Annotated in this window: 23 protein-coding genes, 1 pseudogene and 1 riboswitch; of the genes and pseudogenes, 2 read left to right on the top strand and 22 right to left on the bottom strand. The window is 51.4% G+C overall.

The window, feature by feature from the left end:
• Nucleotides 1-15: 15 nt before the first annotated feature.
• Together thiC and EFBL_RS05575 are read right to left on the bottom strand one after the other, a co-directional pair.
• Nucleotides 16-1,797 carry a phosphomethylpyrimidine synthase ThiC gene (gene thiC / locus EFBL_RS05580; RefSeq protein ID WP_096181153.1) on the bottom strand — a complete coding sequence of 594 codons (1,782 nt, stop codon included), beginning with the start codon at nucleotides 1,795-1,797 and terminating at the stop codon, nucleotides 16-18.
• A gap of 152 nt (nucleotides 1,798-1,949) precedes the next feature.
• Nucleotides 1,950-2,064, bottom strand: a riboswitch (TPP riboswitch).
• A gap of 100 nt (nucleotides 2,065-2,164) precedes the next feature.
• Complete coding sequence (locus EFBL_RS05575) at nucleotides 2,165-2,470, bottom strand: hypothetical protein (protein ID WP_096181152.1); 306 nt, start codon at nucleotides 2,468-2,470, stop codon at nucleotides 2,165-2,167.
• A gap of 263 nt (nucleotides 2,471-2,733) precedes the next feature.
• Here EFBL_RS05575 and EFBL_RS05570 point away from each other — a divergent pair, with 263 nt between their 5' ends.
• Complete coding sequence (locus tag EFBL_RS05570; RefSeq protein WP_096181151.1) at nucleotides 2,734-2,979, top strand: DUF3243 domain-containing protein; 246 nt, start codon at nucleotides 2,734-2,736, stop codon at nucleotides 2,977-2,979.
• 74 nt (nucleotides 2,980-3,053) lie between these two features.
• On the opposite strand, the gene EFBL_RS05565 is transcribed toward EFBL_RS05570, so the two are convergent.
• From EFBL_RS05565 to map, 6 genes and pseudogenes are all read right to left on the bottom strand, one after another.
• A complete protein-coding gene (locus EFBL_RS05565) occupies nucleotides 3,054-3,737 on the bottom strand; it encodes a metal-dependent hydrolase (protein WP_096181150.1) in 684 nt (227 codons plus the stop codon).
• A gap of 28 nt (nucleotides 3,738-3,765) precedes the next feature.
• Nucleotides 3,766-4,803: a DUF445 domain-containing protein gene (locus EFBL_RS05560; RefSeq protein WP_165912611.1), complete on the bottom strand. Its 1,038-nt coding sequence runs from the start codon at nucleotides 4,801-4,803 to the stop codon at nucleotides 3,766-3,768.
• A 40-nt stretch (nucleotides 4,804-4,843) separates the two neighbouring features.
• Nucleotides 4,844-5,224, bottom strand: coding sequence for a phage holin, LLH family (locus tag EFBL_RS05555; RefSeq protein ID WP_096181148.1), 381 nt, complete (start codon nucleotides 5,222-5,224; stop codon nucleotides 4,844-4,846).
• 77 nt (nucleotides 5,225-5,301) lie between these two features.
• Nucleotides 5,302-5,835, bottom strand: a complete 534-nt coding sequence (locus EFBL_RS05550; RefSeq protein WP_165912612.1) for a small multi-drug export protein — start codon at nucleotides 5,833-5,835, stop codon at nucleotides 5,302-5,304.
• 118 nt (nucleotides 5,836-5,953) lie between these two features.
• The gene (locus EFBL_RS21120) at nucleotides 5,954-6,355 is read right to left on the bottom strand and encodes a GNAT family N-acetyltransferase (protein WP_269432681.1); all 402 of its coding nucleotides are present in this window, start codon (nucleotides 6,353-6,355) and stop codon (nucleotides 5,954-5,956) included.
• A gap of 96 nt (nucleotides 6,356-6,451) precedes the next feature.
• A pseudogene (gene map / locus EFBL_RS21115) lies at nucleotides 6,452-7,189 on the bottom strand (type I methionyl aminopeptidase); the annotation flags it as partial.
• Nucleotides 7,190-7,304: 115 nt separating this feature from the next.
• Between map and def the strand changes: the two are divergent.
• The gene (gene def / locus EFBL_RS05540) at nucleotides 7,305-8,048 is read left to right on the top strand and encodes a peptide deformylase (protein WP_096181145.1); all 744 of its coding nucleotides are present in this window, start codon (nucleotides 7,305-7,307) and stop codon (nucleotides 8,046-8,048) included.
• On the opposite strand, the gene EFBL_RS05535 is transcribed toward def, so the two are convergent.
• The 14 genes from EFBL_RS05535 to EFBL_RS05470 form a co-directional block, all read right to left on the bottom strand.
• Nucleotides 8,045-8,881, bottom strand: a complete 837-nt coding sequence (locus EFBL_RS05535) for an alpha/beta hydrolase family protein (protein ID WP_096181144.1) — start codon at nucleotides 8,879-8,881, stop codon at nucleotides 8,045-8,047. The two genes, def and EFBL_RS05535, sit on opposite strands and share 4 nt — an antisense overlap.
• Before the next feature lie 150 nt (nucleotides 8,882-9,031).
• Entirely contained in the window at nucleotides 9,032-10,207 is a 1,176-nt protein-coding gene (locus EFBL_RS05530; RefSeq protein WP_096181143.1) for a thiolase family protein, read from the bottom strand.
• A 304-nt stretch (nucleotides 10,208-10,511) separates the two neighbouring features.
• The gene (locus EFBL_RS05525) at nucleotides 10,512-10,883 is read right to left on the bottom strand and encodes a hypothetical protein (protein WP_096181142.1); all 372 of its coding nucleotides are present in this window, start codon (nucleotides 10,881-10,883) and stop codon (nucleotides 10,512-10,514) included.
• Nucleotides 10,884-11,356: 473 nt separating this feature from the next.
• On the bottom strand, nucleotides 11,357-12,151 hold the full coding sequence (locus EFBL_RS05520) for an alpha/beta fold hydrolase (RefSeq protein ID WP_165912613.1): 795 nt from the start codon (nucleotides 12,149-12,151) through the stop codon (nucleotides 11,357-11,359).
• Nucleotides 12,111-13,106 carry a branched-chain amino acid ABC transporter permease gene (locus tag EFBL_RS05515; RefSeq protein ID WP_096181140.1) on the bottom strand — a complete coding sequence of 332 codons (996 nt, stop codon included), beginning with the start codon at nucleotides 13,104-13,106 and terminating at the stop codon, nucleotides 12,111-12,113. Before EFBL_RS05515 ends, EFBL_RS05520 begins: the two co-directional genes overlap by 41 nt.
• A gap of 4 nt (nucleotides 13,107-13,110) precedes the next feature.
• Nucleotides 13,111-13,971 carry a branched-chain amino acid ABC transporter permease gene (locus EFBL_RS05510; protein WP_096181139.1) on the bottom strand — a complete coding sequence of 287 codons (861 nt, stop codon included), beginning with the start codon at nucleotides 13,969-13,971 and terminating at the stop codon, nucleotides 13,111-13,113.
• A 19-nt stretch (nucleotides 13,972-13,990) separates the two neighbouring features.
• Nucleotides 13,991-14,701, bottom strand: a complete 711-nt coding sequence (locus EFBL_RS05505; protein ID WP_096181138.1) for an ABC transporter ATP-binding protein — start codon at nucleotides 14,699-14,701, stop codon at nucleotides 13,991-13,993.
• Nucleotides 14,679-15,452: an ABC transporter ATP-binding protein gene (locus tag EFBL_RS05500; RefSeq protein ID WP_096181137.1), complete on the bottom strand. Its 774-nt coding sequence runs from the start codon at nucleotides 15,450-15,452 to the stop codon at nucleotides 14,679-14,681. The genes EFBL_RS05505 and EFBL_RS05500 overlap by 23 nt, the downstream gene beginning before the upstream one ends.
• A gap of 63 nt (nucleotides 15,453-15,515) precedes the next feature.
• Nucleotides 15,516-16,739 carry a substrate-binding domain-containing protein gene (locus EFBL_RS05495; RefSeq protein WP_096181136.1) on the bottom strand — a complete coding sequence of 408 codons (1,224 nt, stop codon included), beginning with the start codon at nucleotides 16,737-16,739 and terminating at the stop codon, nucleotides 15,516-15,518.
• 63 nt (nucleotides 16,740-16,802) lie between these two features.
• Nucleotides 16,803-17,852, bottom strand: a complete 1,050-nt coding sequence (locus EFBL_RS05490) for a 3-oxoacyl-ACP synthase (RefSeq protein ID WP_096181135.1) — start codon at nucleotides 17,850-17,852, stop codon at nucleotides 16,803-16,805.
• Nucleotides 17,853-17,864: 12 nt separating this feature from the next.
• Nucleotides 17,865-19,385 (bottom strand): o-succinylbenzoate--CoA ligase, encoded by a 1,521-nt coding sequence (locus EFBL_RS05485; protein ID WP_096181134.1) that lies wholly within the window; start codon nucleotides 19,383-19,385, stop codon nucleotides 17,865-17,867.
• A gap of 17 nt (nucleotides 19,386-19,402) precedes the next feature.
• The gene (locus tag EFBL_RS05480) at nucleotides 19,403-20,026 is read right to left on the bottom strand and encodes a TetR/AcrR family transcriptional regulator (protein ID WP_096181133.1); all 624 of its coding nucleotides are present in this window, start codon (nucleotides 20,024-20,026) and stop codon (nucleotides 19,403-19,405) included.
• 115 nt (nucleotides 20,027-20,141) lie between these two features.
• The gene (locus EFBL_RS05475; RefSeq protein WP_096181132.1) at nucleotides 20,142-21,149 is read right to left on the bottom strand and encodes a 3-oxoacyl-ACP synthase; all 1,008 of its coding nucleotides are present in this window, start codon (nucleotides 21,147-21,149) and stop codon (nucleotides 20,142-20,144) included.
• Between the two features lie 83 nt (nucleotides 21,150-21,232).
• Entirely contained in the window at nucleotides 21,233-24,511 is a 3,279-nt protein-coding gene (locus tag EFBL_RS05470; protein ID WP_165912614.1) for an AfsR/SARP family transcriptional regulator, read from the bottom strand.
• Between the last annotated feature and the right edge of the window lie 246 nt (nucleotides 24,512-24,757).

Below are 24,757 nucleotides of genomic sequence, written 5' to 3'. Positions count from 1 at the left end.
TCAAAGGTCATGTGGTTACCTGTAAATCTGGCTTCCCGCTTCCCGGAACTCCTTTGCTTTCTCCTCCAGCCCTTCATCAATTGCCGTCTCCGCGTCTATCCCTTTGGCCTCCGCATACTGGCGAATATCCTGCGTAATCCGCATGCTGCAGAATTTCGGACCGCACATGGAGCAAAAGTGCGATGTCTTGGCTGCTTCCGCCGGAAGGGTTTCATCGTGGTATTCCATGGCCCTCTCCGGATCCAGCGAAAGATTGAATTGATCGCGCCAGCGGAATTCAAAGCGCGCCTTGGACAATGCATCGTCCCGTTTTTGCGCGTTCGGATGGCCTTTTGCCAGATCGGCGGCATGAGCGGCTATCTTGTAGGCGATAACCCCTTCCCGCACATCGTTCTTGTTCGGCAGCCCCAGATGTTCCTTCGGTGTAACATAGCACAGCATGGCAGTTCCGAACCACCCAATCATCGCAGCCCCTATCGCCGAGGTGATATGGTCATACCCGGGAGCAATGTCGGTTGTGAGCGGTCCCAATGTATAGAAGGGAGCTTCCTGGCAGATTTCCATCTGCAGGTCTACATTTTCCTTAATCTTGTGCATCGGGACATGCCCCGGCCCTTCAATCATTACCTGTACATCATGTTTCCATGCGATTTGTGTCAGTTCCCCGAGAGTCTTCAACTCAGCAAACTGGGCCTCGTCATTAGCATCGGCAATGGAGCCCGGACGCAATCCGTCCCCCAGCGAAAAAGCCACATCGTAAGCTTTCATGATTTCGCAAATTTCTTCGAAATGGGTATACAGAAAGTTCTCTTTGTGATGGGCCAGACACCAGGCTGCCATTATGGAGCCTCCGCGGGACACGATTCCTGTTACACGCTTCGAGGTAAGAGGAATGTAGCGCAGGAGCACCCCAGCATGGATCGTGAAGTAATCAACGCCTTGTTCGGCCTGCTCGATCAGCGTATCCCGGTAGACTTCCCAACTCAGGTCCTCCACAACCCCATTTACTTTTTCAAGCGCCTGATAGATCGGTACTGTTCCGACCGGCACCGGTGAATTGCGAATGATCCACTCCCGTGTGGTGTGAATGTTCTTCCCCGTCGAGAGATCCATGATCGTATCGGCTCCCCACCGGGTCGCCCACGTCATTTTCTCCACTTCTTCCTCAATCGAGGAAGTAACGGCCGAGTTCCCGATATTGGCATTCACTTTCACATGAAAATTCCGACCGATAATCATCGGCTCGCTTTCCGGATGATTGATGTTCGCCGGAATGATGGCGCGTCCGCGAGCTACTTCATCCCGTACAAATTCCGGAGTTAAGCCTTCCCTGATTGCAATGAACTCCATCTCGGGGGTAATAATCCCTTTGCGGGCGTAGTGCAATTGCGTAACATTGCGCCCCGGCTTCGCCCGCAGAGGTTTGCGGTTCAGCCCCGGAAACACTTCCCGGTTGGCCCGCGGGTCGTCCGCACGGAAACCGTCATCTTCCGGTTTCACTTCACGTCCCTCGTACTCTTCCACATCACCGCGCTCCAGAATCCAGTTGCGGCGCAAAGCCGGAAGCCCTTTTCGGATGTCCACCGCGTAAGCAGGATCGGTGTAAGGACCGCTTGTGTCATATACACGAACAGGTGGATTCCCTACCTCACCAGTTGGAGTGGAAGTGGGATGGAGTTGAATTTCCCGCATAGGTACATTTAAATCCGGTCTGGAACCTTCCACATAGACTTTCCGGCTGCCCGGAAAAGCAGACTTCAGATCGATCATTGGCTGATCTTGCGTGCTTTGTGACATGATCTTTTCCTCCCATATTTCACATTTGGAACAAGACGGACAAGATTGGATCTATCAGCAACATTGGCTGCAGCAAAAAGCCGGGTCCCTATCGTGAGGACCCGGCTGGCGCACTGCAGGTAAGCCTTACGATAAAGCCAAACCCACAGTTGTATGTAAGCCAACTACTTTCCTACGCTGGTATTATCCAGATCAGGTCCTGAGGGTCAAGAAACTTCATGGCGTTTCTTTCTCAGCCCAAGCTCATGGGCCCCCCTAGTAGTAACAATATTTGAACTAATACAGTTTAAGCCTACCTTATATTCAGTCAGGTGGCAAGTGTTTTCTACTTCTTCTGTTTTCTACTTCTTCTTCGCAACATGTTTCATTACCGCGACAGCATCCGCCGCCGCCTGCGTTCGTACTGAAGGCGGGCCGCCGTCCGGGCCACTTCCCTCTCCCACTCCCTCTGTCTGTCGCGCTTGCTTTTCTCCCTGCGCTTGCGCTCTTTGTCCACACCGATCAAATAATACAAATTCGATCCCACCACTAGGATCCCAAACAACAGCCAAACAACCGAAAACACACCGCCCAGCGACCATGACAGGCCCGGAAGCTGCGGAATCGCATAGAAGATCACGGCCAAGCCCAAGCCCATGTACATGAAGGAACGCAACGCCTGTTTCCTCTTCATACCCACACCCCCACAATCGGATGGAACATTGTATGAGAGGATTGGGACGAGTATGACCTCATGGGCCTGCAAAAAAGTGCAAAAAAAAGGTGGCATCAGCCACTAATATAGAAAGGGGGTTATGTCGATACTTTCATTATAGTTGTATTATGTTACAAGCAAATTACACAGACATTACGCTATTGTAACATGCATAGTTCTTCCGGTTCAGGGAATAGTAATTCCTGTAAACTTCCAAAAACTCACTGCAGGAGGTTTTTTGCATGTCAGTACTCGACAATTTTGACCGCTGGAAAGAGTTCCTCGGCGACCGTGTAGAACAGGCAAAAGCAGCAGGCTTGTCAGACCAGCAAATTACGGATGTGGCGACGAAAATGGGCGAATACCTGGCCAACAAGGTAGACCCGGAAAATCCTCAGGAACGGCTGCTCAAACAGCTTTGGGATGCAAATCCCGATCAACGTTCCACAATGGCCAAAATGATGATCAACCTGGTCACAAAGCATTAAACCAATACCATCAAAAAAAGACCCCGCATGGAGATGGCATTAGCCCCCTCCGTCAGGGTCTTTCTTTTTCATTCTCAGATTTCCACCGTTTCGCCGGGTCTCAGAACCAATCCCTCGATTCCGGCAGGTTTCAGCCTGGCCGCAAACGCTTCTGCGTCCTGCTCAATCAATGGCCAGGTGTTGTAATGCATGGGAATCACTTTCTTGGCATTCAGCCAATTGGCAGCAAGCACCGCATCGTCCGGCCCCATCGTGAAGTTGTCGCCAATGGGCAGCGCCGCCGCGTCGATCTTGTTCAACTCCCCGATCAGCTTCATGTCCCCAAAGAGGGCCGTGTCCCCCGCATGATAGAATGTCTTCCCCTGCATGGTCAGCAGGAATCCGGCGGGGTTCCCCGCATAGATCATCTTTCCGTCTTCTTCCACACCGGAACCGTGAAATGCAATTGTCAGCTTAACCCGGCCAAATTCAAATTCATGGGCACCCCCCAGGTGCATGCCATGCACGGGAGCACCTTTGCTTCCGCAATAGGCGGCCAGTTCATAGACAGCCACAATGGGTGCATCGTTTTGCTTGGATATCTCGATGGCGTCGCCCAAATGATCTCCGTGTCCGTGCGTTACCAGAACGGCATCCACCTGAATGTCTTCCGCTTTGACAACAGCCTTTGGATTGTTTGTCAGGAACGGGTCAATAATTACCCGTTTGTCCCCCGCTTCCACCAGGAAACAGGAATGTCCGTGGTAAGTAACCTTCACTTCAAACGCCTCCTCGGAAAAATGGAATTCACTGCCACCCCATTATAAATAATGCCTGAATGAGGCCGATTAGTCCACCGAGGAAAGCACCGAGCCAAGTGATCATTTTCAACTCCCGCTGCACGACATCAAACACCAGCTTTTCAAACTTCGGTATGGGAAAAGAAGACACCTGCTCTTCCACAATCCGTTTGATATCAAGGGAATGAAGGATGGGGGAAACCCATATGCCGGAGGATTGCTGAACCCGCAGCAGCAGTTTGTCAAGAAAGCCAATCACGGCAGGACGATGATTCTCAAACAGTTCATACAAGTCAACATCAACGCTTTTGTTGACCAGGACGCTTACCGCTTCACCCGCATTCCGGTTGAGCAGCGTCTGCCATTCTTCCAGGAATTTGTCCTGAATGAAGCGAAGCGTGGCCGGGTTTGCCAGGAAATTTTTCAGATGGGGGACAATCTCGTCTGCAAGTTTTTCTTCCTGAATGAACATCACCGCGAGCTTGCCGAACATGCCGCCCCCAGTCAGCCGGTCTTGAATTGTTGCGATCAGGAATTCCCGGGCACTCTGCGAATCGAGCCATGCTTGTCCCTTTTCCAGCAGAGACTCGGCAAAGGTGCCGATTTGAACGGCGATCCGGTTTTGCACCGCATCCGGCAGCAAATCCCGGATTGGCTTGGACGTAAGAGCCCATTTTTCCAGTTGGTCCGCGATCTCCAAAGCGGTTTGCCCCGTCACACGGCTCCATAGACCCCGCAGTGTCCGGTCTTCTGCCAAAACTGTCTCTATCCATTCCAGGATCCGCCCACTCATAGCCGAAGCCCATTCAGGGCGTGAAATGGTGGACAAGATTCCTTCCTTGGTCAGAAGGTGCTCTTCGACAACTTCCCCCAATTTATGGGCAATTTCCGGCTGCCGCTTTGGAATCAGGCCGGGGGTGAACGGCAGCTTTACACCAAACAGCCGCCGTTCGCGCCAGGGACGAAACAACATCAGAATGGCAAGCAGATTGGTGCCAAATCCGATGGCCGCACCAACTGCTATGGTCATAAGGAGTAAGGTCATCATCTATCACCTGACGTTAGTATACACGATTCCCGGCCAACTACCGCACCTCATAAGTATTTGGTTTCTTCGCCGGAACTCCCGACCGTCTGCGATCTTCCAGCCAGGCGGTTTCAATGGCGGCGCGGATGTCCTTCATCGGAACTTCTTTGCCCATCCCTTCCAACACATCCAGCATATATTTGGTCGCTTCGTTCAACTTGCCCGGTCCGTCAAGTCCGCTGTATACCGTTTCCGCATAAGAGAAAGCCGCTTTTCCAAGATCGGCTATCAGTTCTCTTTCACGGATCGTCGTGTTGGCGGCAATATAGTTTTTCAGTTCATTACGCAACCAGACAAGCCCCGCCACAACGGCAAGCAGAACGATTTGCAACAGCATGGACACCGCTTGTTGAAGCAATCCAAATGTACCCTGATCCATAGCGGCACTCCTCCTTGAAACAGTTTGTTTTTTCGGGGGACGTTACCAACTTATGTGACTGGGATTGGAAGGGTGACTTACCCTACCAGCCAATTGCCGCCGAAAGTCGTCAAAAAAGCAGAAACAACAACCCCGACCGTGATGCTGACAAAAGTCATAACCGGCTGCCACCGCAGACCAATGCCAATTGCCACACACACATACGCCCCAAGCAATGGGGCCATGGGAGCCAGTACCCATACTCCATACTTGCCGTATTTCTTGCTCCATTTCTCTGCTTTCTCCGCTTTTCTGCGAAACCAACGCCATTTGCTGACCAATCGCTCAAAAGCGGCCAGCAGCAGAGGAACCGGTGCCAGATTGGACGCTGCCGCTACCGTGGCCCCCGACACGGGGTCAAACCCTAACGGGACGCTGCCGGCAGCACCGATCACAACTTCCAGCAGAAGGGAAGAAGCAATGACTGAGGCGGCGGCAGCCCAGTTCCCCTGCAGCAACCCAATTCCAGCCGCAATCCCAAGCAACAGCAACGACCCGACAACGCCTGCCAACAGAAAGGAAGGCTGCTGCTTCGCTTGCCGATTCTGTTTGAAGCCAGTGAGATCTTCCAATGCTCGATTCCCCCTTTTTATATTTCGTCGTCTTCAGTATACCAGGAGCTGCATTTTCCAAATTACGTTTTAAACAAACATTGCTGAATCCTTTCGTCCCGATTCCAGCAAAAAACTGTCAACCCGAACCGGATTGGCAGTTTTTTGCCGTTGTCATTACTTTTTTGCTCATGGGGATCGTATTCAAAAATGGGGCTGCGACCTGCACGAAACCCATTTTTTCATAAAAGCGGATGGCTCTTGAATTGTTGGTCTGCACGTTCAATCGTATTTCGGAGCAGGAACGCTGTCTCGCCGTCTGTTCCAGTTCCCTCATCACACTCTCAGCCACCCCTGTCCCTTGATAGGGAGTGTCAATGACGATGACATTCAAGTGAAGGACCGTTTCATCCTCGATAAAGTTGTAAAAGCCCGCCAACCGGCTGTCTTCCGTTTCGATGACCATCGTTTTCGACCCTTCAAGGAAGATCTCCCGCGGATCCACCTTGCGTCCCCATGCTTCGATCAGGATCGGATTCATGTGTTTTTCGGACAATCGGATCAATATCGGTTCCTCCCCCGAAATTTTGGGCCGGAACTTATAATTGGCTGTGTCTTCGGACACCTCCGTCCAATCGGTCAGAATCTCAGGACCCTCTTCGGCAATCAGCACCGTATGTTCAAAATGGGCACTGAACGAGCCGTCGACGGTAACCGAAGTCCAACCGTCTTCAAGTATTCGGATGTAACGGGATCCGTTGGTGACAATCGGTTCAATGGCCACAACCATTCCCGGTCGGAGACGGGGTCCCCGGTTCGGTGGCCCGAAGTTCACCAGATTCGGATCTTCGTGCAGCCTTTGACCGACTCCATGGCCGTACAGACACCTTACGATACTTAATCCATTCCGACTTGCCGTTTCAAATATGGCGTGGGAAATATCGGAACATCTGCTGCCCGGCCTTGCTTGGGAGATCCCCCGATAAAGCGCCTCTTTTGTTGCATTCACCAGTTTCAATGCAGAGGGCGCTGCCGAACCGATGATATAGGTTTTTGCACAGTCGCTGTGAAAACCTTGATACTCGACCCCTATATCGATTTTTACAACATCTCCTTCCCGAATCCTCCGGTCCCCAGGGATTCCGTGGCCGATCTGCTCATTGATGGAGACACAAATGGCACCGGGGAATTCATACAGATTCCGAAAGGTTGCCCTCCCTCCTTGCTCCGCCAATACCTGTTCGGCGGCTGCGTCCAACTCCCTTGTGGCAATCCCGGGCTCCAACAACTTCTTGACAGCAAGATGCGCCAGTGCGTTAATCCTGCCCGCTTCCCTCATCCATTCGATTTCCGTCGGTGTTTTAACCGGGATCATGCCTGCCCTCCTTTCCGCCTGTTGTTACTTTATATGAAATCAATCAGGCGGAAGGAACAGTCGGACAGATTGCAGCATTAACTGCAATAGGATTTTACCAGGGGAGGAGACCGTTTTGGCTGTAAGGGAGATATTGCAAGGGGATCATCCGCTGCTCCGGACACAGTGTTCGCCCGTAACGGAATTTGATGACTCGATTGCTCAGTTGTTGCAGGATCTGGAAGATACAATGAAGCAGCACCGGGGAACGGGACTTGCCGCCCCTCAGATCGGTGTGGACCTGCAAGCCATTGTGGTCGATGCAAACGATGGGATGCTTGCACTGCTCAACCCGCAAATTACAAGTTCGGAAGGAACCCAGGAGAGCGTGGAGGGATGTTTGAGTTTTCCGGAAACCACCCTGAAGCTTACCCGGCCCCAGTCGATTACGGTACTGGCGAGAGACAGGTCCGGATCACAGGTTCAACTGGACGCCACCGGCCATTTGGCACGGGTTCTTTGCCATGAGATCGACCATCTGCAGGGAATTTTATTCTTTGACCATCTGTCGAATGAGCAGTTTGTGGAACAACTTCTCGGGCAAGTAGGGAGTTCGGGTGACTCAATACCGATAGCTCCCCATAAATCTTCCGGAACTGACCGGGATCCGGACATGGATGCCAGACAAAGAGAGGTCCGGCTGGCTCTGGATTTTCTGGCCGATGCAGCATGGAAGCTGGAGCTTGCCCATGACCTGCTGAAAGATCACAAGGATCTTATTACTGCAGCAAAAGACGACTGGAACCGTCTTGGAAAACTGGCCAAAAAGCTGTCCAAAGCGGCAATCAAGTGGGAACGTTCATGGAAAAAGAACTCTTAATGTCCTATCCAACCAAACATACGTTCGACTGCCGCTTCATGTATCGGGGGCGGAAAATGATGTCCGTACCCCCGATAGAAATGCATGTCCACGTTACCTCCAAGTTCTTTCAATTTTTTATACATGTTTAACCCGTGACTGAAATCGACTTGCCTATCTTCTGACCCATGCATAATCAGGACTGGACAGCGGATACGGTTTGCCATCAGCAGTGGGGAGCGGGATTGATAAGAGCCCGGCTTTTTGGCAGGTGAGCCCCCAAGCACGCGTTTGAGCATTCTTCGCAAATCAATCCGCTCTTCATAGGTTTGCGCCAAGTCTGTCACTCCATTCCACAGAATCAATCTGTGTACTGCAGGAATTTCCACAGCAGTTAACGTGGCATTGATAGCGCCGCGCGAAAAGCCCATGACAGAAATTCGTTCGGGATTGACGAACGAAAGATTCTGCAGAAGACGATACGCGGAAAGAACATCTTCCTTGTCACTTCCGCCAAATTCATCGCGTCCCTCTCCACCTTCGTTCCCCCGATAGGAGGGAGCAAAAATCACGTATCCATAATCGGCGAATTGTTCGATCCAATCCGTCTTGACCCTTCCGAATTTGCCAATGCCGCCCCGACAGTAAAGGAGAACAGGCAACTTGAACAATCGGATGTCTTTTTTCTCCTGACTGATGGAACTTGCTATTTCTGTTACCGGAAGGTCTGAAGAACCATAAAACCGGCTGATCATACCTTGCAATTCCGATATATGGAGTTCATAACCATTCGGCAGACCGAGATATCCTTTCACCTTTAATCCATCGGACAGGTAGGTCACATGATAAATCATAATATCCTTCTTCCATCTGTAATATAGCTTTATTTTAAGCAATATAGCTTTTCAGGACAAAAACAACAAGATTAAAACAGGTAAAAACAAAAAGAACCGTCCGGAGGGGAGAGGTATCCCCTGTAAACGGTTCTTTCACCGCTCCTTCGATCAGACTCTTTCCAAAAGTAGGGCTACTCCGATGCCGCCCCCGACACACAGGGAAGAAATTCCGTATCGAAAGTTCCCTTGATGCAATTCGTGAACCAGTGTGGTGGTAATCCGGGCGCCCGTGCATCCGACTGGATGACCCAGGGAGATTCCGGAACCGTTCAGGTTCACTTTGCTGCGATCCAGTTCGAGCAGTTTCTCAACAGCCAGATATTGGGCGGCAAACGCTTCGTTGATTTCCCATACGTCGATATCCTCTTTCTTCATTCCGGTTTTGGCAAGGAGCTTCTGAACCGCCGGAACGGGACCGTATCCCATCAATTCCGGCTCAACGCCTGCCACAGCACCGGCGACCAAGCGGGCCATCGGTTTCACACCCAGTTCCTTGACTTTTTCCCCGGACATGAGAACAACTGCAGCCGCTCCGTCGTTAATCCCGGAAGCATTCCCCGCTGTCACGGTTCCGTCTTTCCGAAAGACGGGCTTGAGTGCGGAGAGGCTTTCGAAAGAAATGTCGGGACGCGGATGTTCATCCTTGGAGACTTCCACCGTTTTTCTTCCCGCTCTTGCCGCAACCTTCACGATCTCCCGGTCGAACCGGCCCGATTCCTGGGCCGCCAATGCCTTGCGGTGGCTCTCAAAAGCAACCTGGTCCTGCTCCTCCCGGGTGATTCCATATTTCTCAGCAACACGCTCTGCCGTTTCCCCCATCATGATCTTGTGAATCGGATCTTCAAGAATTTCCCAGACGGTATCGGTCACTTGCCCGTGCTGCAGACGGCCTCCCCAACGGTACTGCTTCAGAACGTAAGGACTGGAGCTCATCACTTCCACCCCGCCGGCAACGATAACGTCAGCATTCCCGGTTTGAATCTGCTGCATGCCGCTGAGAATCGCCTGCAGTCCTGACGCGCACTGCCTTTGGATGGTATAGCCGGTCGCCGTGATGGGAAATCCCGCTTTCAAAGCACCGGTCCGCGCCACGTTCGGTTCGTCCGTCCGCTGAATGCAGTTGCCAAGAATCACTTCCTCAACCTGTTCCGCATGAATGCCTGCCCGTGCCACCGCTTCCTGCAAAACCGGAACCACCAGTTCGCTCGGCATCATTTCCTTGAATGCTCCGCCAAACGTACCAATGGCCGATCGGACAGCCGACACCAAATAGACTTCTCTCATTCCCGTTCCCCTCCGCCATGAGATTCCTATGCTTCCAATCAAGTATATGTTGCTATCTTCTCTATTTAACTTCTTTTTTCCTGTGTTTCCCTGTATTGAACGCTACCCCTTTTTTGCAGCAAGAGTATGATCAGAATGTGAATGATTACTGGGACAGCGTCAAGTTGCCGATCTTCGTACTCGTACGTTACAGCAGCTGGATAGGCAAACCAGCTGTCAAACATCAGATTTTCAAGCAATTGTGAAATTCTTCGGGATCAAAAGAAAGAGGCCGTTGCTGGCCTCGTTCTTTCGTTATTACTAATTAGAAACCGGGGTAACCATAACCAGGACCATAACCAGAACCGTAACCAGAACCATAACCAGAACCGTAACCGAATCCACCGAACAAAAGTGGTAACAATGCGAGGATAGTTAGGAACGGAAGGAAGAAACGCCCAAATCCAAATCCAAGCTGAACATTTTCCCCAACTACGGCTTGAGGTTTATTCGCTGTAACCGCTTTTACTTTGTTGGTTCTCCCTGTGACAGGAACTCCTCTTGCCGGTAGTGAATCCAGCCAAATTCCTTTTGGTGTTACCTGCCGTACAATTCCGTAATGTTTAACCCCACCATGGCATTGTGCACATATAGGTTGACCAAAATATTGTAATGCGTATTGATGAGTAATAGGCATCTATTTCCCCCCTTTTTGTACCACTACCATCCTACGAAAGCACAGATTTTAAAGCGTTCAGCTTATGTGGATTTTTCTTGGAATCCAGGAAGAATAGGCCATTAGTGTCCGTGGTGATAACCCGTCGTTTCCACATATCGTGCAGCATGGTTTACTGAACGATTACAATGTCTAAAGGAAAATGAAATTACACACTCGTGGTTAGAGAAAGAATTAGACAAACGCAATCTTCGTGTAAAAGATGTGGCTTATGCGGTTCTGGGAGCTAATGGACATTTATATATTGATGCCTATGACGATCATAGTAAGTCCCCGATTGACAAAGAATAAAAGAGGCATGAGGGAATTTTATTATGGTTGAGCAAAAGAGTGAATTGAATTTTACGATGAATTTTTGGAATAACATAAGATCAGGGAATTCCTACACGGAGATTCCCTGATGCTTTACCCATCATGTGAATGAACGTTCCGTTTCAAAGGTCATTCTCTTTGACTGCGGGAATCTTCTCTATAAACCTGGAAATATCCTTTACCAGCCGGTCGGGCACTTCCACATTGGGCGAGTGGCCGATTCCGTCATAAAGGACCAGTTCGCTGCCTGCAATCGCATCACGGGTCCGTTCGATCATGTCCAGCGGAATCAGGGTATCCAGCACCCCATAGACGATGAGTGTGGGGATGGCAAGACCCGAAAGACGGGACCTGTAGTCGGCCTGGCCGAGGGATGTGTAATTGGACACAATGGTCGGACCCGCGATCATTGCATCGTCGACGATGGCTTCAAACAGTTCTCCCTGTGCGGCGGTGGGTACAACTGCCGACAGAGCCATCTTCATCAGATTGCGGTCGCGGATCATTTGCTCGATCAGAGGTTTTCGTTCTTCCGGCGTGACAAACCCCTCCGCCGGGGCCGGATTCACAAGCACCATTCCCTTCACTAGGCCGGGTTGGTTTACGGCCATATCCATCGCAATCGCTCCGCCCATCGAATGGCCCACTGCGATCACACTCTCATGCCCCAAGTGCTTGAGCAACGCCCTTACATCCTCCGAGTACCGGGGAACCGCATACCCGTCCCCCGGCTTGTCGCTCTTGCCGGCTCCCCTCAAATCCAGACGAATGACTGTATAGTTGTCAGCCAACAGCCCCCAAACCGGATCCCACCAGCGGCTCGACCCGACGTTGCCGTGAATCAGTACCAGCGCTGGAGTGCCAGTGCCTGCCGTATCATAATGAAGTTTGATTCCGTTCACCTGCGCGAAGGGCATCGCCATTCCCCCTGTTGGTCATGAATTTCTCACGGATGGTGCCGACAATCCCTTTTGGGAAGAACATAACGATCAAGATGTACAGGATTCCGAAGATGATCATCCATCTCTCGAAGATCGGATGAACCTTGGTCAAGGAAGTGAGCCAGTCCTGGGCAAACCGGATCACACCCGCTCCCAACACGGAGCCGATCAAAGTGCCGGCCCCGCCAATAATTGTAGCCAACAGCGCCTCGATTGTTTTATCAAGACCCAGGACGGAAGTATTCACAAAACGCTGGAACAGACCGAACATAACGCCTGCAAGAGTGGCAACTGCTCCGGAGATGACGATGGATACCACTTTAAAACCCAGTACGTTATAGCCTAATGACTCCACGCGTTGTTCATTCTCACGAATGGCCTGCAAGGTTTTCCCCAGCGGAGAATCCACCACACGCTTCAGGAACAGATACATGCAGACCAGGAAAAGCAGTGCGGCATAGTACATAACCGTACGGTCACGCAGGAATTCCGGAATCGAAAAACTCATCCCATCGTTTCCGCCTGTCACCCGGGTCCACTTCTCCGCCACAATAAACAGCAGTTCCGCAACTGCCAGCGTAATCATGGAAAAATAGACTTCCCTTACCCGAAGGGACAGGAATCCGATTGCCACCGACAGTAGAACCGAAATTATAAGTCCAATCAGAATCCCCGGAACCACCATGTTCGGATCATCCAGCTTGTCACTCATGATGGCAACAGAGTAAGCGCCAATTCCAAAAAACATGGCATGGCCGAACGATACAATCCCCGTATACCCGAGAAGCAGGTCATAACTCATGGCATAGACCGCGATAATAAAAATTTGAATCAATGTGGCCATAAAAGTCTTGGAACTTATCAAAGGCATCACAGCCAGTACGACAAGAAAAGCCAACAGAACCGCCCTATTGTTTAGAAATTTCAGCATCCCTTCACCTCCGCATCCCGAACAGGCCTTCCGGTTTCAGCATCAAAACAATGACCATCAAGGCCACGTTCACTGCCAGAGCTGCTTCCGGCCAGTAGTAACCCATAAAAGTTTGGGACAATCCCACCAGCAAACTGCCGACGAAAGCTCCCAGAAAGTTTCCTATGCCGCCGATAACAATCACAATGAATGCCAGCAGCTGATTCTGCAGCCCCAATTCCGGGAACAAAGAGCCAAAGGAAGGACCGTACATCACCCCGCCAAAAGAAGCCAGAGCCGCACCGAAAGCAAACACCATGGTAAATACTTTTCTTACATTGATACCCAATGCCTGCACCATTACGGGATCCTGTACGCCTGCGCGAATAATGATGCCGTATTTTGTGCGGGTAAGCATCCAATGAACTCCAAATACGATCAGCAGTCCCACCACAATGATAAAACCTTTATAGACGGGGAACGGCTGGTTGAGAATGGAAACCACCCCTTGCAGCAACTCCGGTTTTTCAAAGTTTTGGATGTTGGGGCCCCAGAAAACCTTCAACAATTCAGTCAATACCAGCATTAAGCCAAGCGTCAAAAGAATTTGAGCTATATGGTCCCCGTAGAAACGCTGCACGAAGAACCTTTCGACCAGGTATCCCAGCGCCACGCCGATAAACGTTCCCGCCAACAATCCAAGGGCGAAGCTGCCTGTCAGACCATACACGGTCCATCCCGAATAAGCCCCCCAGATAAAAATGGCCCCGTGCGCAAAGTTCAACACGCCCATGAATCCGAAGATCAGGGATAATCCCGCGGCGATCAGGAATATCAACATGCCCAAAGATATGCCGTTCAGAAACAGATTCACATGCAAATCCACCGCAACAACCTCCCTTCCCTTACACCGCAATCCCGAGATACTTCTTCTTCAACTCATCGTTTCTTTGCAGTTCTGCCATTGTGCCTTTATAGACCGTGTGACCGTCATCCAACAGGAAGACGTTATCACCGACTCCGCTGGCCATCAGGAAGTTCTGTTCCACCAGTACAATGGTCGTGTGCTCTTTCAGCTGGTTGATGGCTTCCATCACTTTCTCAACTATTATCGGAGCCAACCCTTTGCTGGGTTCGTCAATCAGCAGCAGGTGATTGTCATTGACGAATGCCCGGGCAATGGACAGCATCTGCTTTTGTCCGCCGCTCAGATTTCCGCCTTTTCTTTTCCACGCGATTTTCAGATCGGGGAACAGTTCCAATACCACATCCAACCTCTCCCGGGTGGAAGCGTCGTTTTTCCGTATGGCAAGCTTCATGTTCTCCTCAACCGTCAAATCGGAAAAAATCCCCTGATCCTCCGGGACATACCCGATTCCCCGGTTGGCTGCCAGGTGGGGAGCCAGGCCCTGAATTTCTTCTCCCCGAAAGATCACTCGCCCCTCTTTTGGCGGAGTAATCCCCATGATGGTTTTGAGGGTGGTGGTTTTTCCGGCCCCGTTTCTTCCTAAAACCACAGTGACAGATCCCTCTTCCACCTCAAGATTCACACCCTGCAGAATGTGATACTGTCCAATGAATGTCTGCAGGTTCTCAACCTTTAATAGAGTCTTCATAGAGACCTCCCAGATAAGCGGATTGCACCCTTTCATCGTTCATGATTTCGTCAGGGGTGCTGTCTGCAAGAAGTCTGCCGTTGAACAGAACGGCTATCGAATCTGACAAATCCAATACCATGTCAATCTTGTGCTCGATCAGAAGAATCGTATGTTCACCCGTTGCTTTCAGGGAACGGATCACTTCAATGATTGACGGCACTTCCTCCAGGGACATGCCGGCCGTCGGTTCGTCCAGCAGAATCAATTCCGGCCGGAGTGCCAGAAGAATCGCGATTTCCAGTTTTCGCTTGTCACCGTGCGACAAATTCTTGGCCAATTGTTCCGCTTTCGATGCCAGGTGAACTTGCTCCAGAAGCCTGGCCGCTTGCTCCTCGATCTGACTGAATTTTCGATAGTGGGATAACAAACGAAACGCAACACCGCTTTTTGCCTGAACTGCCACCCGGACGTTCTCCAGTACGGTCAAATTGGGAAACACGTTTGTAATTTGGAAAGACCGTCCGATCCCCAGACGTGTTCGTTCATGTACTGCGAATCCGGTAATGTCTGTCCCTTTAAAATGAACGGTCCCCGCTGTGGGTTTCAATTGCCCGCTGATCAGATTGAAAAAAGTGGTTTTTCCGGCGCCGTTGGGTCCTATAATGGATTTGAATGTCCGGGGTTCCAACCGGAAGTCCACCCGGTTGACGGCGACGTGACCGCCGAATTGAATGGTGAGACCCTTTGTCTGCAACATGGTCTCGGACATGGAATTCCCTCCTTTGGCAAAGATGCCCTGCCAAGGCAGGGCATCCGACCAGGTATTCAGAACTTATTTCACTGTTATGGGCGGTGCGGTTTCCTCCGGCGAGAGCTCTTTGATCAGCTCCGGCACCAGTTCTCCGTCTTTTTTCTTCAGTTTCACAATATACATCGGCTGCAGAGCCTGATGGTCTTCCTTACGGAATGTGTATTCGCCTTTGGCTGCCCGGAACTTGAATCCTTCAAGAGCTGCCGCAATCTTGTCTCCGTCCGTGGAACCCGCTTTTTTGATACCCTCCACGATGGCAATTCCAGCCGCGAATCCACCAGCGGTGAAGAGGTCAGGCACCGTACCGTATTCCTTCTTATGATTCTCTACCAGCCAGTCGTTTTCCTTGGTCTTGGGCAGGGTGTAGTGATAGGTGTTGAATCCAACCATTCCTTCGGCACCGTCACCCATTGACTTGATTCCCGCGAGATCCGGGATACCGGTATAAACCGTCATCTTTTGATATACTCCCAGTTCGTTGATTTGCTTGAACAGGGGGGTTGCTCCCGCCCAGGTGATCAGCAGAACCTTGGCATTGGACTGAATGGCCCTTTGCAGGTAGGGAGTGAAGTCCTGGGTCGTTGCCGGAGCAAAGTCCTCTTTTACGATTTGGCCGCCCAATTTTTCAATGGCAGCCCTTGCCGCAGCCGCGCTCGATTTGCCGAACGCATTGTCGGGCGCAATGTGATAGAAGGTTTTCCCAAGGTTCTCCACCGCATACTTGGCTCCCGCAGCCCAGTCCTGTCCGGTGTTGCGGCCGGTACGGAACACGTATTTATGGAATTGCGCTCCGGTCAGGTCATCTGCTGTTGCCGGATCGATCATGAAGATCTTTTTGTTTTCCTTTGCCAAATCGGTGATGGCCAGGGCCACCGGAGATGACGCGGTTCCCTGCAGGATGTCAACCTTGTCTTCTTCCAGAAGCTTTCGGGCTTTGTTCTTGCCTTCTTCCGGTTTAAACTGGTCGTCTTCTTCAATGATTTCAATCTTTCGGCCCAGAACTTCATTGGTTCCGCCCGTTGCATATTTGATGCCGAGTTTCAAGCCGTTGAGCTCCTGTTTTCCATAGGCTTCCAACGGGCCGGTTTTTGAGGTTACCACCCCGATTTTGATTGGGGTCTTCGTTTCCTTGCCTCCGGTTTCTTTGCCGCCTGTTTCCGTGGAGTTGCCGCAAGCGGATGCCATCAGCAGCGATGCGGAAAGCACAGAAACAAGTCCGATTCTTCCGAACCTCCTGGTTTGCATTCGGTACTACCCCCTTGTTATAGTAATCTATCGAAGATTTGTGACAATTCTACCGTGCGTTCGTTACACGGGAGTTACAAAGGATTCCCTACCCCATTGGATCACCGTTGCAGCCCATGTGTAGCCTGTACCGGCACTGACTGTTACGACCAGATCCCCTCCTTTCAGTCTTCCTTGCTGTTTGGCAAAATGCAGCCCAATGCAAGGATCCAGAGCGGACATGTGACCATGATGATCCAGATAAACCGCCTGCTCTTCCTTAAGGCCAAGTCCGTCCAACATTTCATGGAACATGGATTTCTTCGTGTGCAGCGGCAGAAGCAAATCAATGTCCTCTACCCGGTGGCCGCTGTTCGCCACCGCCTTCTTCACAACCCGGATGAAATTGGGCACCGAAACGGGATCCAGTCTGACTTTCATGTCGGCCGGGTCGGCCACGTCGATATAGTGAAGCCTGTCGCGAACCGTTTGTTCGGATGCGGGGAGGACCGATCCGCCGGCCGGAACTTTTACGTCATTGTGAAAAGAACCATCCGTGATGAAACAGGATCCCAAGATCTGATTGGTCAAATTCCCGCGCCTGACCAAAGCTGCCGCTCCCCCGTCGGCAAAGTTGAACATAAACCGGGAACGCGGATTCTGATAATCGATGATATGGGATTCTTTGCACCCGCCGACGAGAAGGATGTTTTCGATGGATGCATCGGCGGTCAGCATATCTTTTGCCACTTTCAAAGCCATCGGGAAGCACGAACTGACATTCATCATTTCAAACGCGTAAGCGTTTTTGGCGCCCAGCTCATGCTGGATTTTGGGAGCGCTTGACCATACAGGATAATCCTTATGCGGGCTCCCGAAATAAATGACCACATCAATCGAAAGCGGATCCACTTCCTTCAGAATGGCGCGCCCTGCTGCAATGGCCATGTCGGAAGCGTGCATGGTGGAATCGGAAACATGTTTTTGCACAAGACCGAATTTGTCCCGTATCACATCCGCCGGGATTCCCGTTTTTTCGGCCAATGCGTCTGCGGTCTCCACCTGCGGGGGAAAAAATACACCCGTTGCTGCAATTCCGATTGCGGTCTGTCTTTGCACCGTTTGTTGATTCACATGAACTCCCCCTTATGATGGAATCCCATATTGCTTTTTGAGGGAAGCCTTGTCGATTTTGCCCGTGGCATTTTTCGGTAAAGCGCTTACACAGATGACCTGTTTGGGACACTTGTACTTTGCAAGTCTCCTGATGCAATAGTCGATCAATTCCCGTTCTGTCAGTTGGACCCCCTCTTTCGGGACCACAATGGCAACGGGCACTTCTCCCCATTTTTCATCCCGTTTGCCAATTACAGCCGCCTCCTCCACGGAAGGATGCTGAGCGAAAACTTGCTCGACTTCCAGAGGATAGATATTTTCACCGCCGGAGATGATCAAGTCTTTCTTGCGTCCTGCGATATAGACAAAACCCTCCTGGTCCATCTTCACCAGATCCCCCGTATGGAGCCACCCGTCAGAGAAACTTCCGGCGGTTGCTTCCGGCAGATTCCAATACTCCTTCAGGACATTGGGGCCTTTCACCAGGAGTTCTCCAACCTCTCCTGTTGGAACATCGGTTCCTCCGTCGTCGACAATCCGAATGTCGCAGAACATGGCCGGTTTTCCAATAGAGCCAATTTTCCGACGAAAGTCTTCCCGGGAGAGCATAAACACGGTCGGGGAAGTCTCAGTCATGCCGTACCCCTGACCGAAAGGAATTCCATGTTCCAGATAAAATCGGATCAATTCATGCGGACAGGGTGCTCCTCCGCTATAGAACCAGCGAATGGATGAAAAGTCGGTCGATGCAAACCGGTCGCTCTTGCGAATGGCGTCATGGATGGTGGGCACCCCCATCACAATGGTGATCTTTTCCGTTTCAATCAACGACAGGGCTTGATTCGGATCGAATCTGTCGGGTACAATCACCGTCCCGCCTGCGAGCAGGGCAGGAAAGGCAAACAAACCGATTCCGCCGATATGAAACAGCGGCAGCAGGGTCAAAATCCGGTCATTTGAAGTGATGTCAATGGCCAGAATATTGTTAATAGCGTTCCAATACATGTTTTCCTGGGTAAGAACAGCCCCTTTGGGACGGCCTGTGGTTCCTGACGTATAGCAGATGATGTAAGGAGTCTCCCCATTGATGTTGGAAGCGATTGGGTGCAAACTGCCGTCAGCCGCCGGGGAATCCATGTTCGCTGCGTCTGCCGGAAGTTGATCGACTTGCACGAGATGATGGAACTTGCATGTTTCTTGTAAAATGCGGGCCGTCTGCCAGAAGTCCCGACTGGCAATTACAACCGAGGTCCCACTGTCTGTCACCTGGTAAGCAAGTTCTTGTTCCGTCAGCCGGATATTTAACGGGACTGCCATGGCCCCCAGTTTGGCAATGGCAAACAATATTTCAATATATTCGATGCTGTTCCCCGACAGGATCGCGACCCGGTCGCCTGGGGCCACACCATAAGAATTTCGGAGAGTCAGGGCGATGCGGGTGATTTCTTCCGCCATTTCCCGGTAAGTGACTCGTCGCGCCTCTCCGGCCAAAGCTGTCCGATCCGGTGTGATCGATGCCCTCTTGTCGATCCAGTAAGCGATGCCTTGCATGTTGCCTCCCCCTCCCTTTACGGTTTGCTGGTTTTGCTTAGTCCTCCGAAAATCAAACTTGCCATGTCTTCAAGAACCCGTTCCGGCACCTCTTGATCTTCCCAGTAAACCCAGCGCATGCCTATGAATTGGCTGATTCCCATCAGGCAATAGGCCACCGTTTCAGGATCCAGTTCCTTGAATTCCCCATTTGCCATCGCTTCCTGCAACCCCTTGACATAGCCGCTTGCCAGCCGGTCATAGTACCATCGGTACAGTTGTTCATCCACCAGGACCGCCTGTTGCACGATGCTGTAGAGATTGCGATGATTCTTCACCCACTTGAAAAAAGTACGGAATCCGATTAATTGGGCTTCCCTGGCATTGGTTGCCTTGGCCGCTTCCATCCGGATCTCTTTCCGGAAGTCACTGCTTAACTGTTTGATCAATTCTTCAAAGATCATCTGCTTGGATGAGAAATAGTTGTAAAAAGTCCCCTGCGCGACATTGGCTTTCTGGGTAATGTCCACGACGGAAGCGTTAAAGTATCCTTGCGTTCCAAAAATCTCCTCTGCCGCTTGCAGCAGCTTTTGTCTGGTCTTTTGCCCTTTCTTGGTCAGAGGCAGCTGAGCGCTTTCTTCCGCAAGCACTATTTCTGACATATGAATCACCTCTCAGTTTTAGAATATATATAATTGTCTGATAATGTAAAGAAAAATTTTTCGACAAAGAAAAAAGCCCGAAGAAATGAGTTCCCCTGGCTTTGACTTCTTATTTTTAACCCCAGCGAATGGCACATGCGTCCCAGGCGTATCCAATGCCGGCGCTGACAAACACCACAAGGTCCCCGGGTTTGATCCGGCCGGTTGCCACTCCAAGCTCCAGCGACAGAACCTGATCGCATTGACCGATATGTCCGTACTCCGACAGGTAATAGGATTGTTCTTCCGAAAGCCCCAACCGGTTCAGGACATAGTCATGGGCCGATCGCTTCATGTGAAGAATGGCAAGGTACTTGATGTCCCCGACGCTGTACCCGCTCTTCTCAACAGCCCGCTCGATCACCTTGATGAAATTGTCCATCGACTTCTGCTCAAGCCGTTGTTTCATCCCTTCCGGATCCAACACATCCAGGTAGTTGAGCCGCTGCTCGATGGCTTCGGGTGTGATCGGGTGTTTGGTCCCGCCGGCCACAACCACCACGTCCTCGGAGAAATCCCCGTCCGTAATAATGTGGCTGGCCAACAGCCGGTTGTGCTCATGGTCCTTCTTCAGAACCACGGCCGCCCCTCCCGCCGCCAGATTGTACATAAAGCGGGTTCTGGGGTTGGTGTAATCAATGCAATCGCTGTTCCGATAACCCCCAGCCAAGAGAACCGTCCGGATCTCCGGGTCGGCAAGCATCATGTCTTTTGCCACTTTCATGGCCATGACCATTGTGCCGCATCGCTGCTGCACGTCAAATGCCCACGCATTGACGGCCCCGACGGCTTTCTGCAGTTTGATCCCCGCCGTCCAGAGCGGATATTCCTTGTGCTCCTCACCAATATAGATCACGAGGTCAATGGAAGATGGATCCACATTGCCCTTCCGCAACGCCTTCTCCGCCGCCAAAATCCCCATCTGGCAAGTGTGGTCATCCGGACCGGGCAGGGTTTTGCGCAGAATCCCCATCTTTGTCTCGACGACTTCCCTGGGAAGTCCGCTTTTTTCGGCAATCTCCGCTCCGGTTTCAAATCTTTCGGGAATGTATACGCCCGTGCTCACAATCCCAATCGTTGTCATGCACATAACTCCTTAAAACAGGATGTTTTATCCCGCGTTGGTGCCATAGACGGCACCGTTCTTAGCGGGGTATCCTCCCCATCTTAGCCGGAAGGGGTTACAAAAGAGTTACGCGTTCTGCGAACAAGCTGGTGATACAGTTTGGTGGTCTGCGGCATCGGGGATAATCCCAAATGGTCTTCCATTTGTGTAACACACCTTTTATAAGTGGAGATGACCAGACTGCGGTTGCCCAACAACTGATAGCAGGACATCAAAATCTGATAAGCCGCCTCCCAGCAGGGATCCGTTGCAAGAATGCGTTCGCAGCACGCAATCGCGTCGTTTAACGCACCCTGCACCTGATGGATGCGGGCCATTTTTTCCAGTACCCGAAGATACAGGTTGCGCAATCGTACCCTTTCGTCCGCACACCAATCCTGGTATGGATAATCCTGCAAGAAATCCCCTTTATACAGGGATATGGCCGCTTTCAGTTCCTCTACCGTCTCCCTTGAATCATCGGCCCCCGGCAGCGAATCTTTCTCTGCGGATGCAAGCCCTTTCTCCGCCCGGATTTCAAACTCGTCGCGATCAATCCAAACAATCGCGCCGGAAAGGAGCCGGTACGACGAATCGACACGTTCAATGTAAAAAGAATCGGCCCTCGCCTCCCGGTCCGGTTCAATTGCGGCAAACAGGGCGTTTAACGCAACCTTGAAATCCCGGGTGGCCGTTTTTTCATCCGCCCCGGGCCAAAGCAGCTCAAAAATTTCATCCCGGTGCAGGAATTGCCCCGATCGGGTCACAAACAGTTGGAACAGCTGGCGGGATTTCTCCCGCTTCCACTCTTTTCGTCCCACCTCATCCATTCCCCGGAATACGGCAAACTTGCCTAATGTAAAGATTCTGAGAGTATGTCCCGGATGTTTCTGTATCCCCTTGCATCCGATCCGGCCAAGCAGTTTGTCGGCGGTTTCCAATTGCAATGCATCGCGGGCCAGAATCAGCGTCGGCACAAGAATCTGCAGGTCATTCGGACCGAACAGGGTTCTTTTTGCCACCAGATAGTCGTATCCCTCTTCCTCGATCGCCCGCAAAAAGAGAGGCGTCACACGGCCAAATTCTTCCGTCTGTCCGGTCCTTTCATAAATGACAGCCAGCCACATCCGGACGTTTGCAAGCAAAAACCGGTCGCCGCAATCGAGAAACCCTTTTTCGGCTTGCAGCAACCATGCCAGGGCTTCTTCATGCTGCCCCCAAATAGCGCAAACCAATCCAAGCGACAGGCGTATCATATTGGCACACCACATGTCGTGAACCGACAGCGCCAGCTCCAAACCGGTTCTCCCGTACCGGTCCGCCTGTTCCAATTCCCCAAGCAATCCGGACGTGATGCAGAGCCCCATCAGCGCCTCCACTTTACCCCGTTCCACATTCAAACTTTCGCTCATTTCGATCGAACGGCGGTAGGATGTCTGTGCCTCCTCCAACCTTCCGGAAAGCGCTTGCGCGTGGCCCAGCCTCATGTAACCGACTGCCTCGACAAACGGGGACTGCAGCTGGCGGCCAATCCGAATGCCCTGTTCCGCATTGGACTGGCTTGCAGCAACATCCCCCATAAACGCTTGTATCAGAGACAAAAGCAGGTGTTTTTCACGGTGCGATTTGGCGATCCGTTTCGGATGAGGGCCCGGTTGTTTTTGTTCTTCCTCAATAATTTGCAAAGTCATTTCAAGAGCGGAAGCAAGTCTTCCCGTTCGCAAATGGATTCGGATGTCCAATTCGTCTTTGGGAGTCCCTGGGTCCAGCTGATCCGCACGCTTTTGCATTTCCTCCGCCTCTTGCAGGCGTCCGCTGTTCGTGTGGTTCTCCGCCAGCAATCGGAGCACTTTCGCAGTTTCCTGCGGATGGTCGTCACCCAGCACTTTGACCGCTTTTTCCAGCCAATGATTGGCCTTGAGCGGTTGGATCGTATCCAAAAACAATTGTGCCTGACCGCGGTAGACCAGACTGCGGCCCAACACATTGCCCTGTTGGATAAACCCTCCCTCAGCAAGGGTGTACCAATGACCCGCCCCGGAGAAGCGGGAGGAGACCCGGTCAATTTCGCCTCGCCAAAACAGCAGCTGCGGGTGATTCTGCAGCACTTCGCTCGAGAGCCGGTCAATCCAGCTTCGCAGCAACTCCAACCTGCCGTTTTGCAAAAAATCGATTCCCCATTCCAAAAGCAGGCTGACCACCTCATCCCACATCCCGGCTTCGTAATAATGATGCAGGGTGAGTTCGATATCGCCTTTTTCCAAATAATAACCGGCTGCCTTCCGATGGAGGGAACGCCATTGTTCTTCCCTGCCATTCAGCAAAAAGTGTGTCAGCAAAAACTGCCGAAACAACCGGTGATACCGGTAGTGTCCGTGTCCCAACCCGGCAACAAACAGCCCGTCCCGTTCCAGTTGGACAAGGAGTTGGGCAGAATCGCCCCGGTCCGTTAAAAAATCACAGATGTCGGGTTCGAGTCGTTCAAGAATACAGCTGTGAAACAGGAATTGTTGGATCTCCTCCGGCTGCCGGTCAAATACCTCCTCAGCCAGATAATGAAACAATTGTCGCCCCGTTTCCGGCTGCGCCTTCCACAACTGAGTCAATTCAATCCCTTTTTCAAGCCCTTTCCAAATCATTTGCAGAGCAATGATCCAGCCTTCCGTTTGTTCCTGCAAATCCTTCAGTTGATCCTCGCTGAGAGTGATCCCGTATTGCTCTTCAAACAGTTCCGCGATTTCTTCTGCAGTAAACCGCAGATCCTGTTTGGTAACAGCCAACAAATCGAATGTCGACTGCAACCGCCGTACGGATGGATAATCCAGTCCTCTGCGGGTTCCGATCACCAGATGAACGTGGGGAGGCAGGTACCGGATCAGCATTTCCACTATTGTTTGGATACCTTCAGCATCGGCTACGGTATGCAGATCATCGAGAACCAGAATCGAAGGGTCCGGCGCGTACTCCGCCAAGTCATTCAACAACATGGTCATGCATCGTTGAATTACGGACACGGTGGAATCCAACTCTTTCAACAACCGCAGGGATCTGTCCCCGATCCGGGAGTCGACCGTTTTTAAAGAGTGGATCAAATAGAACAAAAATTGGAGAGTGTCCCGTTCTCCCTCTTCCACCGTATACCAGGCAACATGATCAAAATGGGAGCATATATGGGAAACCAGCGCTGTACTTTTGCCGTAGCCCGCTTCCGCCTGAACCAGGGTTACCGGATAATCGATCACCTGCAGGAACAATTCATCCAGCCGGTCACGATACAAGTACTGTGATTTCACGCGGGGAGGCGCGAGTTTTGCGGTAAGAACATGGTGCTGGTTTTTCAATTGGCATCCCCCCATCCCATCCGGTCTTTTTCTTTCATTTTATCAAAACATTTGCATATTTTTATAAACAAAAAAGACCGCATTATTTAAAAACGGTCTCTTTCCCGAAATAATTGTTCAGAACATGCTGGCGATACCCCTACAAGTTCTTATAGACTCCCATGCCGCTGACGCGGCACCATCAGATGATGAAAATAGTCTAAGTTTTGTATAATCTTCTTACGGCTGGCGAAGGGAGGTCGTATT

This window comes from Effusibacillus lacus (assembly GCF_002335525.1).
GTDB classification, from domain to species: domain Bacteria; phylum Bacillota; class Bacilli; order Tumebacillales; family Effusibacillaceae; genus Effusibacillus; species Effusibacillus lacus.
This window is presented reverse-complemented; position numbering and strand designations above follow the sequence as displayed.

Excerpts from the sequence above, each read along its gene's own strand:
- EFBL_RS05575 (WP_096181152.1), bottom strand. The coding sequence starts at position 2,470 with ATGAAGAGGAAACAGGCGTTGCGTTCCTTCATGTACATGGGCTTGGGC.
- EFBL_RS05560 (WP_165912611.1), bottom strand. The coding sequence starts at position 4,803 with ATGACCTTACTCCTTATGACCATAGCAGTTGGTGCGGCCATCGGATTT.
- EFBL_RS05495 (WP_096181136.1), bottom strand. The coding sequence starts at position 16,739 with ATGCAAACCAGGAGGTTCGGAAGAATCGGACTTGTTTCTGTGCTTTCC.
- thiC (WP_096181153.1), bottom strand. The coding sequence starts at position 1,797 with ATGTCACAAAGCACGCAAGATCAGCCAATGATCGATCTGAAGTCTGCT.
- EFBL_RS05535 (WP_096181144.1), bottom strand. The coding sequence starts at position 8,881 with ATGATTTATCATGTGACCTACCTGTCCGATGGATTAAAGGTGAAAGGA.
- EFBL_RS05525 (WP_096181142.1), bottom strand. The coding sequence starts at position 10,883 with ATGCCTATTACTCATCAATACGCATTACAATATTTTGGTCAACCTATA.
- EFBL_RS05505 (WP_096181138.1), bottom strand. The coding sequence starts at position 14,701 with ATGAAGACTCTATTAAAGGTTGAGAACCTGCAGACATTCATTGGACAG.
- EFBL_RS05530 (WP_096181143.1), bottom strand. The coding sequence starts at position 10,207 with ATGAGAGAAGTCTATTTGGTGTCGGCTGTCCGATCGGCCATTGGTACG.
- EFBL_RS05570 (WP_096181151.1), top strand. The coding sequence starts at position 2,734 with ATGTCAGTACTCGACAATTTTGACCGCTGGAAAGAGTTCCTCGGCGAC.
- EFBL_RS05475 (WP_096181132.1), bottom strand. The coding sequence starts at position 21,149 with ATGACAACGATTGGGATTGTGAGCACGGGCGTATACATTCCCGAAAGA.
- EFBL_RS05500 (WP_096181137.1), bottom strand. The coding sequence starts at position 15,452 with ATGTCCGAGACCATGTTGCAGACAAAGGGTCTCACCATTCAATTCGGC.
- EFBL_RS05480 (WP_096181133.1), bottom strand. The coding sequence starts at position 20,026 with ATGTCAGAAATAGTGCTTGCGGAAGAAAGCGCTCAGCTGCCTCTGACC.
- EFBL_RS05520 (WP_165912613.1), bottom strand. The coding sequence starts at position 12,151 with ATGCCCTTCGCGCAGGTGAACGGAATCAAACTTCATTATGATACGGCA.
- EFBL_RS05555 (WP_096181148.1), bottom strand. The coding sequence starts at position 5,224 with ATGGATCAGGGTACATTTGGATTGCTTCAACAAGCGGTGTCCATGCTG.
- EFBL_RS05485 (WP_096181134.1), bottom strand. The coding sequence starts at position 19,385 with ATGCAAGGCATCGCTTACTGGATCGACAAGAGGGCATCGATCACACCG.
- EFBL_RS21120 (WP_269432681.1), bottom strand. The coding sequence starts at position 6,355 with ATGAATCCGATCCTGATCGAAGCATGGGGACGCAAGGTGGATCCGCGG.
- EFBL_RS05515 (WP_096181140.1), bottom strand. The coding sequence starts at position 13,106 with ATGCTGAAATTTCTAAACAATAGGGCGGTTCTGTTGGCTTTTCTTGTC.